The organism is Nonomuraea aurantiaca (assembly GCF_020215705.1).
GTDB lineage: Bacteria > Actinomycetota > Actinomycetes > Streptosporangiales > Streptosporangiaceae > Nonomuraea > Nonomuraea aurantiaca.
The window spans coordinates 1-15,384 of record NZ_JAIWNB010000056.1; the positions used below are offsets into that span (position 1 = coordinate 1).

At 68.9% G+C, this 15,384-nt stretch carries 16 protein-coding genes and 1 pseudogene; 11 read left to right on the forward strand and 6 right to left on the reverse strand.

The features are described 5' to 3' along the window. From LDL49_RS53770 to LDL49_RS53780, 3 genes and pseudogenes are all read right to left on the reverse strand, one after another. A pseudogene (locus LDL49_RS53770) lies at positions 1 to 181 on the reverse strand (tyrosine-type recombinase/integrase); the annotation flags it as partial. Between the two features lie 187 nt (positions 182 to 368). Next, complete coding sequence (locus LDL49_RS53775) at positions 369 to 1,934, reverse strand: carboxylesterase/lipase family protein (RefSeq protein ID WP_225302704.1); 1,566 nt, start codon at positions 1,932 to 1,934, stop codon at positions 369 to 371. Further along, positions 1,931 to 2,152, reverse strand: a complete 222-nt coding sequence (locus LDL49_RS53780; RefSeq protein WP_225302705.1) for a hypothetical protein — start codon at positions 2,150 to 2,152, stop codon at positions 1,931 to 1,933. The genes LDL49_RS53775 and LDL49_RS53780 overlap by 4 nt, the downstream gene beginning before the upstream one ends. Positions 2,153 to 2,288: 136 nt before the next feature. Here LDL49_RS53780 and LDL49_RS53785 point away from each other — a divergent pair, with 136 nt between their 5' ends. Beyond that, a complete protein-coding gene (locus tag LDL49_RS53785) occupies positions 2,289 to 2,900 on the forward strand; it encodes a TetR/AcrR family transcriptional regulator (RefSeq protein WP_225302706.1) in 612 nt (203 codons plus the stop codon). A 384-nt stretch (positions 2,901 to 3,284) separates the two neighbouring features. Here LDL49_RS53785 and LDL49_RS53790 read toward each other — a convergent pair whose 3' ends face one another. Beyond that, entirely contained in the window at positions 3,285 to 3,593 is a 309-nt protein-coding gene (locus tag LDL49_RS53790) for a site-specific integrase (RefSeq protein ID WP_225302707.1), read from the reverse strand. 144 nt (positions 3,594 to 3,737) lie between these two features. Between LDL49_RS53790 and LDL49_RS53795 the strand changes: the two genes are divergently transcribed. Then, positions 3,738 to 4,472, forward strand: coding sequence for an alpha/beta hydrolase fold domain-containing protein (locus tag LDL49_RS53795; RefSeq protein WP_225302708.1), 735 nt, complete (start codon positions 3,738 to 3,740; stop codon positions 4,470 to 4,472). Here LDL49_RS53795 and LDL49_RS59625 read toward each other — a convergent pair. Continuing rightward, positions 4,455 to 5,072: a helix-turn-helix domain-containing protein gene (locus tag LDL49_RS59625; protein WP_372470730.1), complete on the reverse strand. Its 618-nt coding sequence runs from the start codon at positions 5,070 to 5,072 to the stop codon at positions 4,455 to 4,457. The two genes, LDL49_RS53795 and LDL49_RS59625, sit on opposite strands and share 18 nt — an antisense overlap. A gap of 55 nt (positions 5,073 to 5,127) precedes the next feature. On the opposite strand from LDL49_RS59625, the gene LDL49_RS53810 reads away from it, so the two are divergent. Both LDL49_RS53810 and LDL49_RS53815 read left to right on the forward strand, forming a co-directional pair. Then, positions 5,128 to 6,021 (forward strand): dolichyl-phosphate-mannose--protein mannosyltransferase, encoded by an 894-nt coding sequence (locus tag LDL49_RS53810; RefSeq protein WP_225302709.1) that lies wholly within the window; start codon positions 5,128 to 5,130, stop codon positions 6,019 to 6,021. A 247-nt stretch (positions 6,022 to 6,268) separates the two neighbouring features. After that, a complete protein-coding gene (locus LDL49_RS53815; RefSeq protein ID WP_225302710.1) occupies positions 6,269 to 7,183 on the forward strand; it encodes a tyrosine-type recombinase/integrase in 915 nt (304 codons plus the stop codon). A 194-nt stretch (positions 7,184 to 7,377) separates the two neighbouring features. Here LDL49_RS53815 and LDL49_RS53820 read toward each other — a convergent pair whose 3' ends face one another. Then, positions 7,378 to 8,085: a DUF4386 domain-containing protein gene (locus tag LDL49_RS53820; protein WP_225302711.1), complete on the reverse strand. Its 708-nt coding sequence runs from the start codon at positions 8,083 to 8,085 to the stop codon at positions 7,378 to 7,380. 209 nt (positions 8,086 to 8,294) lie between these two features. Here LDL49_RS53820 and LDL49_RS59630 point away from each other — a divergent pair, with 209 nt between their 5' ends. The 7 genes from LDL49_RS59630 (at position 8,295) to LDL49_RS53855 (ending at position 15,375) form a co-directional block, all read left to right on the forward strand. Further along, positions 8,295 to 9,221, forward strand: a complete 927-nt coding sequence (locus LDL49_RS59630) for a TetR/AcrR family transcriptional regulator C-terminal domain-containing protein (RefSeq protein WP_372470732.1) — start codon at positions 8,295 to 8,297, stop codon at positions 9,219 to 9,221. Between the two features lie 168 nt (positions 9,222 to 9,389). After that, positions 9,390 to 10,370 carry a tetratricopeptide repeat protein gene (locus LDL49_RS53830; RefSeq protein ID WP_225302713.1) on the forward strand — a complete coding sequence of 327 codons (981 nt, stop codon included), beginning with the start codon at positions 9,390 to 9,392 and terminating at the stop codon, positions 10,368 to 10,370. Positions 10,371 to 10,577: 207 nt separating this feature from the next. Next, a complete protein-coding gene (locus LDL49_RS53835; RefSeq protein WP_225302714.1) occupies positions 10,578 to 11,192 on the forward strand; it encodes a recombinase family protein in 615 nt (204 codons plus the stop codon). Next, positions 11,189 to 11,530, forward strand: a complete 342-nt coding sequence (locus tag LDL49_RS53840; RefSeq protein WP_225302715.1) for a winged helix-turn-helix transcriptional regulator — start codon at positions 11,189 to 11,191, stop codon at positions 11,528 to 11,530. The genes LDL49_RS53835 and LDL49_RS53840 overlap by 4 nt, the downstream gene beginning before the upstream one ends. A gap of 49 nt (positions 11,531 to 11,579) precedes the next feature. After that, a complete protein-coding gene (locus LDL49_RS53845; RefSeq protein WP_225302716.1) occupies positions 11,580 to 12,521 on the forward strand; it encodes an aldo/keto reductase in 942 nt (313 codons plus the stop codon). A gap of 56 nt (positions 12,522 to 12,577) precedes the next feature. Further along, on the forward strand, positions 12,578 to 13,555 hold the full coding sequence (locus LDL49_RS53850) for an SMP-30/gluconolactonase/LRE family protein (RefSeq protein ID WP_225302717.1): 978 nt from the start codon (positions 12,578 to 12,580) through the stop codon (positions 13,553 to 13,555). A gap of 644 nt (positions 13,556 to 14,199) precedes the next feature. Further along, on the forward strand, positions 14,200 to 15,375 hold the full coding sequence (locus LDL49_RS53855; protein ID WP_225302718.1) for an outer membrane protein assembly factor BamB family protein: 1,176 nt from the start codon (positions 14,200 to 14,202) through the stop codon (positions 15,373 to 15,375). The last annotated feature ends 9 nt before the right edge of the window (positions 15,376 to 15,384 follow it).

Below are 15,384 nucleotides of genomic sequence, written 5' to 3' on the forward strand. Positions count from 1 at the left end.
TCCGGTAGTCGCGCACGCCCCAGTCCCGCGCCTGCCGATCGGCGAGAGGATCGGCGGAATAGCTGGCGGCGTGATCGGCCAGCCAGGACAGGAACATGCGCACCCGGGAGCGGTAGGTGCGCCGGGTTTCGGCCGACAGCGGGGCGCGTTCCAGCGCGGCAGCGTATGCGTCGAGGGCCATGTCGTAGGTGGGCGGCAGCCTTGTCGGGCGAGCGCCCGGACGGGGCTTCGTAATCTCGGAAGCGGATCCGGTCTCCTGAAGCGACTCAGATTGCGTGATCTCGGAAGTCGCAACGGGGAGTGTACTTCCGAGATTGAGCCGATCTCGGAAGCTTTCACGCTGAGGCGTCTCGGTCGAGATCCAGCCGTCAGAACCAGAGACCGCAGTGGTGAGCGTTCTTTATGTTGATCGGTTGTACCGACTCCGGAGCGAGGTTGAGCGCGCGGTCGGCGGTGTCGAGACGGGGCCAGGTCGTGCTGCCCGCCCCGTTGGGGTCGCCGGTCCGGACGAACCGGGTCCAGTAGCCGACGATCTGAGCGGCCATGCGCCGCTGGTCGGTGGTGAGACCTGAGCTATCGGGGAAGTCGAACAGGTAGAAGGTCTCGGCTCCGTGCGCGGTTGCGGGGCGGACGTGGGCAGGCAGGGGCTGTCCGCTGGGGGTGGGCGCGGACGGGTCGGCGAAGATGTAGGCGTAGGTGCGCGCTTTCCTGGCGTGCTCGCGGCCGGACTTCCAGGAGGGGCAGATCCAGCCGCTGTCGCTGAACACGCGGCTGGCCGCCGCGGTGGGGGAGGGGAAGCGCCGCGCCGGGTAGCGTCGCTCGACACGTGGTGCGGCCGGCCCGAAGGCGGTTTTGAGCAGGACCGGGTACTGGCGGGCCGTGATGCCGTGCGGGTAGACGGCCAGGGTGAACTCGACGTGCTCGTCGCGGGTGTTGCCTTGCAGCAGTGGTATGGCCGCCTGCTTGCCTGCGGCGAAGACCGTGGCCGGCTCTTGCGGGACGAGGCTGGTGCCGTAGGCGAGGAGCGGGAATTGGGCGGTGTGCGGCAGCAGCTCACCGGCGCTCTTGCGGCGCAGGCACGCCACGTCGGTGCAGCCCAGCTGCTCGGCCAGCGCCTGGCCGGCGCCTCGGATCGTGTCGATCGGGTGCCAGGAGGAGATCGCGGGCATGCCCGTGCCCATCGCTCCGGCCGGGTGGCTGGTGCGGCACGATCCGCTCTGGACGATCGCCCGGTGGAACAGGCCCCGGGCGGCCGGTGAGGTCATGAGAGTGCAGGTGCTCATCGCGCCGGCCGAGGCTCCGGCGAGGGTGACCTTGTCGGGATCTCCGCCGAACGCGGCGATGTTGGCGCGCACCCAGCGCAGCGCCGCCACCTGATCCTGCAGGCCGAAGTTACTGCTGTCGCCGAGCTGGGGGTGGGCGAAGAAGCCGAACACGCCGAGCCGGTAGTTGACCGTCACGACCACGATGTCTCCGGCCTTGACCAGCCGGGCCGGGTCGTGGATCGAGCCGGCGCCGGTGATGAAACCGCCGCCGGGCACCCAGACCATGACCGGCCGCCCCTTGCCGGGCCGGACGGGTGTGGTCACCTCCAGGGTCAGGCAGTCTTCGCTCTGCGGGGTGCCCTTCGGCATATCAGGCGCCTCCGGCTGCAGGCACGCCGGTCCTGCCTTCGTCGCGTCGCGGGTGCCGGTCCAGGAAATCGCCGGTTGGGGTGGCTGCCAGCGCCGCTCTCCGGTGGGCGGAGCAGCGTACGGGATGCCGCGAAAGCGGCGGACCCCATTCTGATTCATGCCCTGGACCTCGCCCGACGCCGTCACGACGACCGGGTTGGAGATGTCGTCGGCATGGGCAGGGGTGCATCCCGCCACGAGCATCCATGCGCTTGCCAGCAGGGCGAGGATCGCGGCCGGCGCGGGTGTGCGGCCGGTCATCGCCCGTCCCCGCTTTGCTTGGCCTTCTTGCTGGCCCAGCCGGCCAGCGATGCTCCGGCGATGGCGGCCACCGCGTAACATGCCAGCCACACCGCGAATCCGCCGGGCAGCCATGCGAGCAGCCCGGCGTTGTCGTGGTCGGCGAGCAGCCGGATGGCCCCTTGTGCTCCCAGGGCCAGCAGCAACATGCCAATGATCAGCACGGTGACGTGCTTCATGTGCGCTTTGTCTCCCATCGCCCCGAAGGGCCGTGACGGCAGGCGTGAACACGCCCTCCACGGTTTGTGGTGCGATCGAACCATAACATCCGCCTTGGTACGATCGCACCACAAACGAGTCGCGAGGACGGATGGCATGCCACGACAGGTGGACCACGACCAGCGCCGCCGCCAGATCGCAGAAGCCGTCTGGCGCCTAGCCACCCGCGGTGGCCTGGAAGACGTCACCCTGAGGCAGGTCGCCGCGGAGGCCGGGGTCTCCGCCCGGCTGCTGCAGTACTACTTCGGCACCCGCGATGAGCTGCTGCTCGGCGCGCTGGAGATTCTCAACGACGATGCCGAGCAGCGGGCCCGTGAACGCCTCGCAAAACTCGGCGAAGCGCCTGGCATGCACGCGATCGTGCGTGGAGTGCTGTTCGAGCTGCTCCCGCTGGATGAGGAACGGCGCAGCCGGCACCTGGTGTACGCCGCCTACTTCGTCCGCTTCCTGACCGACCCCGCCCTGGCCAAGGTCGCCCGCGACGCACCGCTTGCGCTGGAGAACCTGGTCGCCGGCCTGCTCGTGCAAGGGCAGGAATCCGGCCAGGTGCCCCTGGACATCAACACCGCGGCCGAGGCCGCGTTCCTGGTGGCAGGCGCCGAGGGGATGCAGTCCAGCGTTCTGCTGAGGCAGCGGTCCGCCGAGGACGCCGTAGCCATGATCGACCACCAGCTTGCCCGCGTCTTCACCACCACCAACTCCGCATGACTCCACCTTCCCAACCCATCCGCGCCCGTCACCCGCCGTGCCGCCGCGGTCGAGTGAGGAGCCGCTGTGCCCCACCCTGGTGCGGCGCGCCGGTTGTCCGGGTCATCGCTCTCGGTGCAGAGCCATGGTGAACCAGGTGTAGGCCCTCGGAGTGTGCAGGGCCGAAACCGTACGCTAAGCCCGTTCGCCCAGCTCACTGGTAGGGCGTGATCGTCGTTGAGTGGAGGACGTCGGCGTACGTTCCCGTTCTATCGCACGGGCCCTGAGATGTTTGCCGATGTGGGTGCTCACCTCGGCCGGGAGCGGCGAGTTCCGGGGGTGCCCCCTTCGGCAACCTCGGTGAGGAAAGCGTGGCCCCGCCCTGGACCGTCCCTGCTCCAGGTCCTAGAGATCTTCGATATAGCTGGCGGCGATGTCGTCGGGTGGGGTGGTGTACAGGCGCAGGTAGCGGTCGTTGGCATGGCCCAGGCGGCGTTCAAGCTCGGCGCGGTTGTGCCCGGAGGTTTGTGACAGCTGGAAGGCGAAGGTGTGCCGGGCGTCGTGCGGACGCAGCAGGCCGAGCTTGCGGCCCGGGTCAGGGGTCTGGGCGTCGTGCAGGCGGCCGATAGGAACAGGGCGGACGGGCCGGTGCTGGCGGCGGCGTCGCCAGGGCGTTCGAGCTCCAGGTATTGGTATCTGCCGTCCGGTCGGCACCGCCGATCAGACTATGCGGCAACGGCGACCTCACCAGGTCCCAGCGCCGGGACTGGGAGTGGTTGTGTCCGCTGGACACAACCACTCCCGGATGACGACTCGAAGAAGAGGAGAACAGCGGTGGCGAGTCGAGAATCGCAAGCTGTGAATGAACTTTATCGGCAGTGGCTGGCTGCTTCCGCACAGCATGACGACTGGTCGGCGGACAACCAGGAGAGGTTGGTTGAGGACACCTGGATCACTTTGACCAGTGAACCTGGCGGTGTGGACTATGTAGAGGTCGATGCGGGCGGACCTCTGCCCGCCTTGTGGGCGATCCCGAAGGACGCTCCCGAGGACACGGTTTTGTTCGCCGTTCACGGCGGCGGTTTCATCACCGGATCGGTGTACACGCATCGCAAGCTGTACGGGCATCTGGCCAAGGCGATGGGGGTGCGGGCGCTGCTCCCGAGTTACCGGCTCATCCACAAGGGCGGGCAGTTTCCGGTGCCGGTGGATGAGGTGTTCGGTGCCTACCGGTGGCTGCTGGATCAGGGCGCGGACGCGAAGCGGGTCGTGTTCGCCGGTGATTCGGTCGGCGGGAACCTGGCACTTGCGGTGCAACTGAAGGCGAAGGATCAGGGTGTGCCACTGCCGGCTGCGTCACTACTGATGTCGCCGGTGACTGACCACACTCGTTCCACGGAAAGCATGACGTCCAACCGCGACCCTGACCGCGCTGGCGCGGACGTTCGAGCTGGTCGACTCGGGCGGGATGCGCATCCCGGAGGCGCGGCCGTATCCGCTCGCCGCCTACGCGGAGGCGCTGGCGGCCGCCGAGGCGCCCGGTCACGGGGGCAAGCCGCTGCTGGTGCTGCGCGACTAGTGTCCCGCGTCTGAAATTCGTCGGCAATATCGAGCGAGGGATTCGAGGATCTCGTCGGCGGTCTTGGTCCAGACGAACGGCTTCGGGTCGTCGTTCCATTGATCCAGCCAGTCGCGGATTTCCTGCTCCAGCGACTGGACGCTCTTGTGGACCCCACGGCGGATCAGCTGGTCGGTGAGGTAGCCGAACCACCGCTCGACCTGGTTGATCCAGGAGGAGCCGGTGGGGGTGAAGTGCATGTGGAAGCGGGGGTGACGGGCCAGCCATGCCTTGGAGGAATTCGCCCTCCGCGCCCACCGCTGCAACACCGCCCGCTCGTCATCGGTGATCGCCAGCTCCGCCTTGGGCCGTCCAGTCCGGACCTCATCGGCCAACGCATCCAGCCCGCCCCGGGCGAAGGCGGCACGCCACTTGCGCACCGTCCCGACGGCTATCCCCAAATCCCGCGCCACCTGCGCGTTGCTGGCCTCCGGTACCGCACACGCCAACACGATCTTCGCCCGAATCGCCAGCCGCGCCGATGCCACCGACATGCCGATCAGCTGAGCCCGTTCAGCTTCCGTCAAGTGGATCTCCACCGCAGCCGGCCCTCGATGCGCCATACCTGCCAGCATAAGAACTTATCGGACGAATTTCTGGCGGATCACACTAGAGGAGGCCTGGCCCCAGATGGGCATAAGGCCCTGGCGGCTGGCCGCGGGAGCCTGCCTGGGCGCCGCGTGCGCCGTCAAGTGGTCGGGGGTCTTCTTCTTGCTCGCCTTCGCCGCGCTCTCACTGATATGGGATGCGGGCGCGGGGCGGGCGCTAGGACTACGGCCGCGCCTGTCCGGGGCCCTGCAGGGTCTGACGGGCGCGTTCGTCCTGGTCCCCGCCACGATCTACGTGCTGAGCTGGAGCGGCTGGTTCCTGCGCGCGCAGGGCCGGGGGCGCAACTGGAAACAGGCCACCCAGGCCGGGCCCGGCTTCTTCGTCGTCGACTCGCTGCGCTCGTGGCTCGGCTACCAGTTGCAGGTCCTCGGCTTTCACACCGGCCTGGACACCCGGCATTCGTACATGTCGGAACCGTGGCAGTGGCCGCTGCTGCAACGTCCCGTCGCCTTTCACTACCTGAGCCCGCCGAACGCCTGTGCGGCCAAGGACTGCTCACAAGCGGTGCTGGGCGTCGGCACACCGGCGCTGTGGTACCTCGCCCTGCCCGCGCTCGTCGTGCTCATCACCCGGTACACCGCCGTTCGGGATTGGCGAGCAGGGGCCGTGCTGCTCGGTTACGGCGCGGGGTGGCTGCCGTGGTTCTATTACGCCATCGCGGACAACCGCACCATGTACCTGTTCTACATGCTCCCTGTCGTGCCGTTCATGGTGCTGGCGCTGGCGATCGTCGCAGGGCTGGCGCTCGGGCCCGGCGGAACGGCGTCGATCCGGAGAGCCACCGGGGCGGCCATCGTCGGAGCGGGGGCTTTCATCGTCCTGGTCAACTTCTGGTGGCTCTATCCGATCTTGTCCGGCGAGACGATCCCGTACGCGGCGTGGTGGGCCCGGATGCTGATGCGCTCGTGGGTATGAACGCGACCGAGGCCGGTGCCCGGCGGATATCGGCTCTCGATCGGCTGAGCCGTCCGGCACGCCGGTCAGGAAACGTAAGGTCATGTACGCGATAATTGCCTATTATCACGTACATTAGCGATCATGGCGGCGCGGCGACCAGGAGAACCCCTCGCCGGGGCGGTGTGCGACTCCGGCACGTTATCCGGTACATCGCCGCAGGCGTCGCCCAGCGGGCGGCATGAGCGCCGCGCCGAAGGTTACCGCCGTGCGCGGGGGGCGCGTCACGCTCGCCGCGGCCGCCGACGCCTTCCTCGCCACCCCGCGCACGGCCAACCCCAACACCCACCGCGCCTACGCTTCCGCCATCGACCGCGTCATTGCCCTGCTCGGCCGCGACCGACCGCTCGCCGAGATCGCCGACGCCGAAATCGGCGCCGCGCTCACCGAGCTCTGGGGCGAGAGCGCGCCGGCGACCTGGAACCGCAACCGCGCCGCCGTCACCTCCTGGCTCACCTGGTGCCAGGCCAAGAAGCACTGGGCCGCGCCCTCGGTTCCGGCCGACGCCGAACGCCGCAAGGAAAGCGCCGACGAGACCCGCGCGGTCGCCAAGACCACCATCCACCGGCTGCTGTCGCGCCGCGACATCCCGCTGCGCGAGAAGACGCTGTGGCGGATGCTTTATGAGACGGCGGCCAGAGCCTCGGAGATCCTCGCGCTGAACGTCGAGGACCTCGACCTGGAGCACCGGCGCGCCCCCGTCCGCTCCAAGGGCGGCGCCGTCGAGTGGGTGTACTGGGACAGCGGTACCGCCCACCTGCTGCCCCGGCTACTCCGGCTCCCGGACGGCAGCATACGCGCCCGCGGCCCGCTGTTCCTGTCCGAACGCCGCCCCGTCCCGGCCCGCAGCCCGGCGGCCTCTGACATCTGCCCGCACACCGGCCGCGCCCGCCTCGGCTATGACCGCGCCCGCGTCCTGCTGGAGAAGTACGCCGGGCTCGACCTGCACCAACTGCGCCACAGCGCCGCCACCCACCTCGGCGACGCCGAAATCCCGCTGCAACTCATCATGGGCAAGACTCGGCACAAGAACCCCCGCACCGCCATGCGCTACGTCAAACCCGGCGCCGAAGCCATCGCCAAGGTCACCGAGCACCTCGGCCCGCCCCGCCGCCGACACTGAGGCCCCCGTCGCGGGCCGGTACCTGGACGGCAGTCGCTCATATCCGCCCCGGTTCTCGGCGATCGCTACGGTGACCCCGACGACAAATACCGATCCAAGAATCACGACCTCAAACGATCCAAGTCACACTCGGGTTCGCCCTCCAGCTGGTGATCGTCCGCTGGCTCGGGACGTTCCTCGGTCCCTGGGACCCGTCAACCCGCTGCGGGTGCCGCCGTGGGCGCACCTGACGGGGCTTGGTCGAGCGCGTGACGGCGGACGCCGCGGATCAGCAGGTAGCCGGCCATCCAGAGCTCCCCTACGGTCGCGGGGACGGTGAGAGCGTCTGCGATGCCCTGTGCGTCGGGGGCGAGGTATCCGATGAACGCGCTGAGCAGGTAGCCGATGCCGCCGCCGATGAGAATCCAGCCGAGCGGGCGGGGCATCCAGCCCGAGCGGAGCACGCACGAGCCCATGGGGATGAGCCACAGGCCGAAGAACACTGCTCCCACGCCCCACAGGTTGCCGCTGACCAGGTACAGGACCTGGACGACGACCGCCGCGTCGCCGATCGGGGCGAGCGCGACCTGGATCGCTGTGGCGAGCAGCGCCGCGCTGGAGAGAACCGCGACCGCGTTGACGAGGCCGAAGGCGGCGATACCGCCGGCGGCAAGCGGGTGTGCGGTGCGGAACAGGCGGTAGAACCATGCCGCTGTGAGGGCTTGGGTGACGACGATGAGCAGCTCCAAGGCGACCCCGGCGCGGGCGAGCGATTCGTGGTCGACCAGGTGGGCGAGCGTCGCACCGGGGTCGCCGGCCGTGAAGAGCCGCGGCCGGATGAGCAGGAAGCCCAGTGCGCCGGTGACGGCGAGGCCGAGGTAGAACAGCCCGGTCGTGCGGGCGGTGCGGATCAGCGCGTGCATGGTGGCTCTCCTTGAGGGCTGTGCCGGCGCGGCGGCCAGCGAGAGATCGACCGTGTGCCTTACCTCGTAAGGTAACTTACGATGTAAGGCACCGACAAGGGGGTGGAAGACCGATGGCAGCGAAGGCATTCCGCGAGCCGCTCAGCCGCGAGCGCGTGCTGGCGGCGGCGGTCGTCCTGGCGGATGCGGAGGGGATCAAGGCGCTGACGATGCGCCGCCTCGCCGCTGACGTCGGCGTCGAGGCCATGTCGCTCTACTACCATCTGCCGGGCAAGGAGGCCCTGCTCGACGGCGTCGTCGAGACCGTGGTCGCTGAGATGCATGACGCGGTCGGCCGCCTCGACACGACCAAACCTGACGGAGACTGGCGTACGCGGCTGCGGCAGCGGTTCCTCGCGGCGCGGGAAGTGATGCTGCGTCACTCGTGGGCGCCCGGGCTGCTGGGCTCGCGCCGGACCATCCCGGCCGGCGTTGTCGCGTACTACGACGGGATCGTGGGCACGCTGGTCGGTGCCGGGTTCTCGTACCACCTCGCGCACCGGGCGCTGCACGCGCTCGGCCGCCACTCCCGCGGTGAGCGTGGCTGCGGTGCGGGATCGACCCCGGCGCGGGCTGCTGGTGGTGGTGGACTACGCCGAGCGCTGGCCGGTCCCAGCCCTGTACGAGCTTCTGCAGGACCCGGTCCTGCATGCCGCCGGCCCGGTCCGGGTGCTGCTGCTGGCCCGCCCGGCCGGTGCGTGGTGGGAGGGCATCGCCGCCTGGATCGAGCGTGTGCTGGATCTCGACGCCGTGGCCCAGCCGCTGCCCGCGCTAGCCCTGCGGCGAGCGATGCGAGGCGAGCTTTTCCGCGACGCCGTAGCTCACTTCGCCCCTCACGTCGGTCTGCCCGCCGATCGAGCGGCCGCTATCAAGGCACCGGCTGCTCTGAGCTGGAACGACGACTACGCGCAAGTGCTGACCATCCACATCGCCGCGCTGGCCGCAGTCGACATCGCGGCGCTGGCCACGGTCGACGCTCTGGAGCAGGGAATCAAGCAGCCGGCGAACCCTGCGCGTGCCTCGGCTTATCTGCTGGGCCGGGAGCGCGAGCACTGGGCCGAGCTGCATCGGCGCAAGCCCGAGCCGCTGGCCAGTGACCCTACCGCGCTGGGGCGGACGGTCTTCACCGCCATCCTCACCCGGCCGCTCGCGCGCCGCCACGGCTGGCAGGCATTGGCGCAGATCGGGCTGGCCGACGCGTCCAGGCGGCCAATACCCTGCTGGATGACCACCAGTACTGCTATCCGCCGGCACGCGGCGACACGGTGCTGGAGCCGCTGTATCCCGACCGACTGGCCGAAGACTTCCTCGCCCTGGCCACCCCCGGCCACACCATCACCTCGGCGTCCTGTGACGACTGGGCCGACCAGGCCCCCGCCCGGCTCCTGAACCACGGCGACGACCCGACTCCCGTCGAGCAGCCGCTGCCGTGGACCGGCGCCACCATGACCGTACTGATCGAGACCTCCCGCCGCTGGCCGCATGTGGCCACCACCCAGCTCTACCCGCTCCTGCGCGCCCACCCCGAGGTGATCCTGCACGCAGGCAGCGCAGCACTGGCCGCCCTGACCGCCCTACCCCACATCCCCCTGCCCCTGCCCCTGCCCCTGCTGGAACTCATCGCAGCTCGGCTACCATCTGGCCGCCATATCGACCTGGACACTGGCATCGCCGCCCTATCCACCCATCTCACCACTCACCGCCTCGCCGCCACCACCGTCCCGACGCAACATGCTGCCCTTCACCTCGCTCACGCCATCCGGTTGGCCAACGCCGGTCAATACCGCCCGGCACTAAGCGCCAGCCAGCAGGCCATCGACCTCTACACCGAGCTGGCCGAGCTCAACCGGTCCGCCCACCTGCCCGACCTGGCGACGTCGCTGACCAACCACGCCCTGCGGTTGGCGGAGGTGGGGCGGCGCGATGAGGCGGCGCCGGTCAGCCAGCAGGCGGTCGACCTCTACACCGAGCTGGCCGAGCTCAACCGTGCCGCCTATCTACTGGCTTACGTTCAGAGCCTTGGCGCCCAGGGGTTCGTTTTGGTCCAGGCGGAGCAGTATCGCGAGGCCATCACGCCGCTCCTCGAAGCTTTCGTGCTAGGTCAGGACCTGCCGGAGCACACGCACGAGATCCTCGGTTCCGTTTTAGACCTCCTGCGCGAGGCCCACCGGCAAGATCCAGCAGAGGTCGGTGCCGAGTTCAAAATTCTGACCGGGCAGGACTTCCCCGACCAGTTGAAAGAGTGAGTTGAGCGGGGGTTTCATCACGCCCGACCTCTTGGCGTTGAGCATCAAGGTGAGGTGTTCCACAACCTTGGAACTGGAACGACGCGACGGCACACCGCCCGCTTCCTCGAAGAATCGGACGCCAGCGGACACCGTCGTTCCGGAAATCGTTCCACAACTATCGTTCCGAAAGGGCGGTACGGAGCTGATTTTCAGTACGCTCGGAGGATGGGCAACGGCAGTGATCACCTCCACGGCGGGATGGAACTCGGATACGCGCGCGTCTCCACCACCAAGCAGTCCCTCGACCGGCAGCTCGACGCCTTGGCTGCGGCCGGAATCGGCGACGAGCGGATCTACGTCGACAAGAAGACCGGCACCAGTGTCGACCGCGATGGCCTGAACCAGCTACTGGCCTACGCCCGCCGCGGCGACACCATCGTGGTGCACACTCTGGATCGAATCGGACGCAACCTGCGCGAGGTGCTCAACCTCGTTCACGACCTCGCCGAGAAGGGCATCGGTGTACGGTCGCTCGCCGACCCGCTGCCGATCAACACCGCCGACGAAGGCATGGGCCGCATCGCCTTCCTGCTACTGGCCCTGTTCGCCGAGATGGAACGCACTTTCACCACCGAACGCGCCGCCCACGCCCGCGCAGTCGCCGACGCCGGCGGCCGCCGGATCGGCCGCCCCGTCGCCCATTCGGAAGACAAGATCGAATACGCCCGGCTCCTCAAAGCCGAGGGCAACTCCCTCGGCGTCATCGCCGCCAAGACCGGCATTCCCAAGACCTCGCTGCACCGCTACCTCGCCACCGACTCCGTCGGCGAGCAGGCATGAGATCCGACGTGTTCTTGGCCGACTGCCCGGCCCGTACCACCTTGAATCTGGTGGCCGATGCCTGGTCTGTCGTCGTGGTGTTCGGGCTCGGGCGTGGTCCGCTGCGGTACACCGAGCTGCGTGGCCGGATCGGCGGGATCAGCAACAAGATGCTGACCCAGACGCTGCGCAAGCTGGAGCGCGGCAACCTGGTGGAGCGGCGGACCCTGCCTACCGCACCCGCGGGTGTGGAGTACCGGCTGACTGCCCTGGGCGAGAGCCTCCTGGGGCCGGTGTCGGTGCTCGCCCGGTGGGCCGAGGAACACGCCGACGAACTCGCGGACGCCGACGGCGGTTGACCTCCGCAGGGAACCAGATGGTTCCCTGCGGACCTTTAGCGTTGCCGCCATGAAGATCGGAAACAGTGATCTGGACGTGTCACCGCTGTGCCTGGGCGGCAATCCCTTCGGCTGGACGGCGGACGAGGAGACCTCGTTTGCCGTGCTGGATGCCTTCGCCCAGGCAGGTGGCAACTTCATTGACACCGCGGACAGGTACACCTTCCACGTGCCCGGCAACAGCGGCGGTGAGTCCGAGACGATCATCGGCCGCTGGCTGAAGGCCCGCGGCAACCGAGACCAGATGGTGATCGCCACGAAGGTGGGTGCGCTCCCGAGGCTGGACAACTTGAGGCCGGAGACGATCCGGCGCGCCGCCGAGGACTCACTGCGGCGGCTTGGGCTTGATCACATCGACCTGTACTACGCGCACGTGGACGACCCCGGCACCCCACTGGCCGAGACCCTCGGGGCGTTCGACGAGCTGGTCCGGTCCGGCAAGGTACGGCACATCGCGGCGTCCAACTACACCGCAGCGCGGCTGTCGGCGGCACTGGAGACCTCGGACCGGGAAGGGCTCGCCGCATACGTCGCCTTGCAGGCCGAATACAACCTGGTGCAGCGCGAGAACTACGAACGGGACCTCGCGCCTGCTGTCACCCGGACCGGACTGGTCTGCCTGCCCTACGTCGCGCTGGCACGTGGATTCCTCACCGGCAAGTACCGCCCCGACGGCCCCGGGGTGGACAGCCCCCGCGCCGACCAGGCCCGCGCTCACCTGGACGGCAACGGCCCGGCCGTACTGGCCGCTCTGGAAGAGGTCGCCGCAGCGCATCACACCACGATGGCCGCGGTCGCGCTGGCCTGGCTCGCCGCCCAGCCCACCGTCGCCACCCCCCTTGCCGGAGCCCGCAACCCGGCCCAGCTCGCCGACCTGCTGCCGTACCTGACTCTGCGGCTCGCCGACGACGAGATCGCCCTGCTGGACCACGTCAGCGCCCGGACACAGTGAGAACTCAGGAAGAGGCCCTCATGCGCTCCACAACTCGACGACGCCTTCTTGCTCTCGTGGCAATCGCCGCACCGTTGCTTGCCGGCGGCGCCGCGCAGGCAGCCGAGCAGCCTGCGCGCTCACAGGTATCCGTGGCGTATGAGCTGCCCGGTGACCGGGTCTTTCCCGAAGGCATCGCCGCCGACCCGTACACCGGCGATCTCTACACTGGATCGGGCGAGGACGGCACGATCTTCAGAATGAGGCCGGGGCATCGTGTCGCGGAGGTGTTCCTGCCCGCGGGCGCGGACGGACGCACTGTCGCGCTCGGGCTAGAGGTCGACCGGGCCAGACGCCTGTGGGCAATAGACCGCAGCACCGGAGTCGCGGTCTACGACATCCCCAGCCGCCGCCTACTGGCTCGCTTCGGCCCTCCCGCCAAGGGCAAGAGCGAACCCCTCGTCAACGATCTGGCCATTGCCCCGGACGGCACCGCATACATCACCGACAGCTTCCGGACGGTGGTCTACCGGGTCACCCCCTGGCAGCTCGCACGAGCCCGCGAACGGGGTCGTGAAACGCCGCTGACTCCCGCCTTCGACTTGGCCGGTGTCGTGGATCCGTACGAGCCCGGCAAGACGGTCACGCTCAACGGGATCGTCGCGGAGCCGTCGGGGCGCTACCTGTTGACGGCCGACATGAGGGGTGCCCTTTACCGCATCGGCCTGCACTCTGGCGGGATCCGCAAGGTCACTCTACGTGGAGGCGACATGGCCCTGGCCGACGGCATGGAACTGCGGAACGGCAAGCTGTGGGTGGCGCATCCCCTTGTCAAGGCCAACGCGATCAGCCGCTGGCGCGTCACGGCGGATGGGCGGGCAGCCCTGGAGGAACGGCGGATCACCGATCAAGCGTTGCAGCTCCCGACAAATCTGCTGCACCAGCGGGGGCGGCTGTACGTGGTCCGTTCACAGCTCGATAAGGGCAGCATCGTAGATCCGGACGGTGGCCCCGCGCGGATCCCCTTCACCATCGCCTCCGTCCGCGGTATCTAAAGGTCTGGCCTGCCTTCACGCGCGCTCCGATCCAAGGAAGATCACCTACCCGACCCCGGTCATTCGATCAGGACGTCGCCTTGTGCGCTTCTGCGGTGCTGCACCGATTCGGTGACTCTGGTCCCGGATACGAGCGGCGAGGAGGCAGGATGCTGGCGGCTCAGGCTCATCGCCGTCGCCGGGCGCCGCGGCTGACGATCGTCATTCGACGGACTGGCAGGCCCTGACTGGCTACGTTCCCGTTTGAGCACCTCGTGACGCCACCCTCACAGCGGGAGGTCGATCATGCCGGACTCCGACCGGGAAGCGCGCCAAGCCGCCGTTGACCACCTGCGTCGGCTGCGCGCGGTTGGGTCCGCCTGGCATGGAGTCACTGTGGGGTGTTCACGAGTGGGTGTGACCTGGGATGCAGTAGGGGCCTGAAAGATCGCTTCCCGAGACCGGCGTGATCGTTGCCCAGGTGGGATGGGCGGCTCGTCTCGACGCAGCAGGCTGGGGCGAGGGTCCCACAGCAGGGACTTCTCCGGGGGCAGAGAGAGGTGGAACGGAATCTGGCGTTAACGGGGTTCTCGCAAGTCAGCAGGTTTTCGAGTGGCCTTTCGTTTTGGCCGCATTCGACGCGTTAAGGGGCCATGCTGGGCCTTATGCGGTTGATCCAGATCGTGTCATGCGCCGTCGTCAGCATCCTGCTGCTCGGCCTCGTCGGCTGGCCGGGCGAGACCATGATGCCGATGGGGGACTCCTCCTATCCCTGGCGTCCGGCGGGGTGGGGGACGGCAGGGATCGACGTCGTCGGTAGGGCTCCCTTCGCGGCCGAGGTCTACGGTGACGTGGCGGTGCGCTCGCGGTGGGGCCTGCGTACCGAAGGACTGGTCGGAGAGCGGATCACGGACGGATCCACGGCCTGGCGGTACGAGAACGGCTGGGCGGACGACTCGCTGGGGCCCGTCCGGATGAACGATCGCCGGGTCGCGGACATCTGGCGGGACGGCCGGGTGAGCCTCATCGACGTGCCGGACGGCCGCATCGTTTGGCAGGCCGACCTGCCGCCAGGCCCGGACCACGAGGCCAACCGGGCCTACGACGAGGAATGGGGGGCGGCCTGGGAGATCTCCGTGGCCAGGGACGGCTCCGTTCCCCTCGTGGTGGTCCTGCACGACGGCCGGCTCGACGTGCTGGACGGCCGCACGGGGGCGATCCGCTGGTCCTACCCGTCTGCCTCGTCCGCTTCCTGCCCCGCAGGAGGCCCCGTCCTCGGCTCGGTCCGCAGCGCGGGCCAGACCGTGCTCGTCTTCCAGGACTGCGCGGGCGCGGAGTCGAACGTCGCGCTCAGCGCCGCGGACGGCAGGCGGCTGTGGGGGTTCGACGGTGGAGAGCTGTGGCACGCGCGTGCGCTCGGTGCCGACCGCCTGGCGTCGGTGGACGACGGCGGCGCTCTGGTCGTCCGCAGGGTCCAGGACGGGAAGATCCTCTGGCGCGTCCCGTCGGCGGGGCTCAAGGACAACCCCTACGGGGAGGCGATGGGGGTGTCGGACGAGCTGGTGACGGTGCGCTCGGAGACCGAGGTGGTCGCCTACCGGATCGCCGACGGCGAGGTCGCCTGGCGCCGCGCCCTGGGCGACGCGTGGAACGGCACCGTGCTGACGGACGGCGTGGACACCTACGTCGCCGAGGACGCGACGACGCTCGTCAAGCTCGACGCCCGCACGGGACGCATCGTCGACCGGCACCGCTTCGAGGACGACATCACCCCGCGATGGATGCGCGACGGACTGGCTGGGATCGGCGTGGGCACCGGCGACGACGTGGTGATCGGCTGAATCGCCCGC

Bases quoted from the DNA above. Each gene is read 5' to 3' on its own strand.
- LDL49_RS53775 (WP_225302704.1), bottom strand. From the start codon at position 1,934: ATGACCGGCCGCACACCCGCGCCGGCCGCGATCCTCGCCCTGCTGGCA.
- LDL49_RS53780 (WP_225302705.1), bottom strand. From the start codon at position 2,152: ATGAAGCACGTCACCGTGCTGATCATTGGCATGTTGCTGCTGGCCCTG.
- LDL49_RS53785 (WP_225302706.1), top strand. From the start codon at position 2,289: ATGCCACGACAGGTGGACCACGACCAGCGCCGCCGCCAGATCGCAGAA.
- LDL49_RS59625 (WP_372470730.1), bottom strand. From the start codon at position 5,072: ATGCTGGCAGGTATGGCGCATCGAGGGCCGGCTGCGGTGGAGATCCAC.
- LDL49_RS53810 (WP_225302709.1), top strand. From the start codon at position 5,128: ATGGGCATAAGGCCCTGGCGGCTGGCCGCGGGAGCCTGCCTGGGCGCC.
- LDL49_RS53820 (WP_225302711.1), bottom strand. From the start codon at position 8,085: ATGCACGCGCTGATCCGCACCGCCCGCACGACCGGGCTGTTCTACCTC.
- LDL49_RS59630 (WP_372470732.1), top strand. From the start codon at position 8,295: ATGCGCCGCCTCGCCGCTGACGTCGGCGTCGAGGCCATGTCGCTCTAC.
- LDL49_RS53835 (WP_225302714.1), top strand. From the start codon at position 10,578: ATGGGCAACGGCAGTGATCACCTCCACGGCGGGATGGAACTCGGATAC.
- LDL49_RS53840 (WP_225302715.1), top strand. From the start codon at position 11,189: ATGAGATCCGACGTGTTCTTGGCCGACTGCCCGGCCCGTACCACCTTG.
- LDL49_RS53845 (WP_225302716.1), top strand. From the start codon at position 11,580: ATGAAGATCGGAAACAGTGATCTGGACGTGTCACCGCTGTGCCTGGGC.
- LDL49_RS53855 (WP_225302718.1), top strand. From the start codon at position 14,200: ATGCGGTTGATCCAGATCGTGTCATGCGCCGTCGTCAGCATCCTGCTG.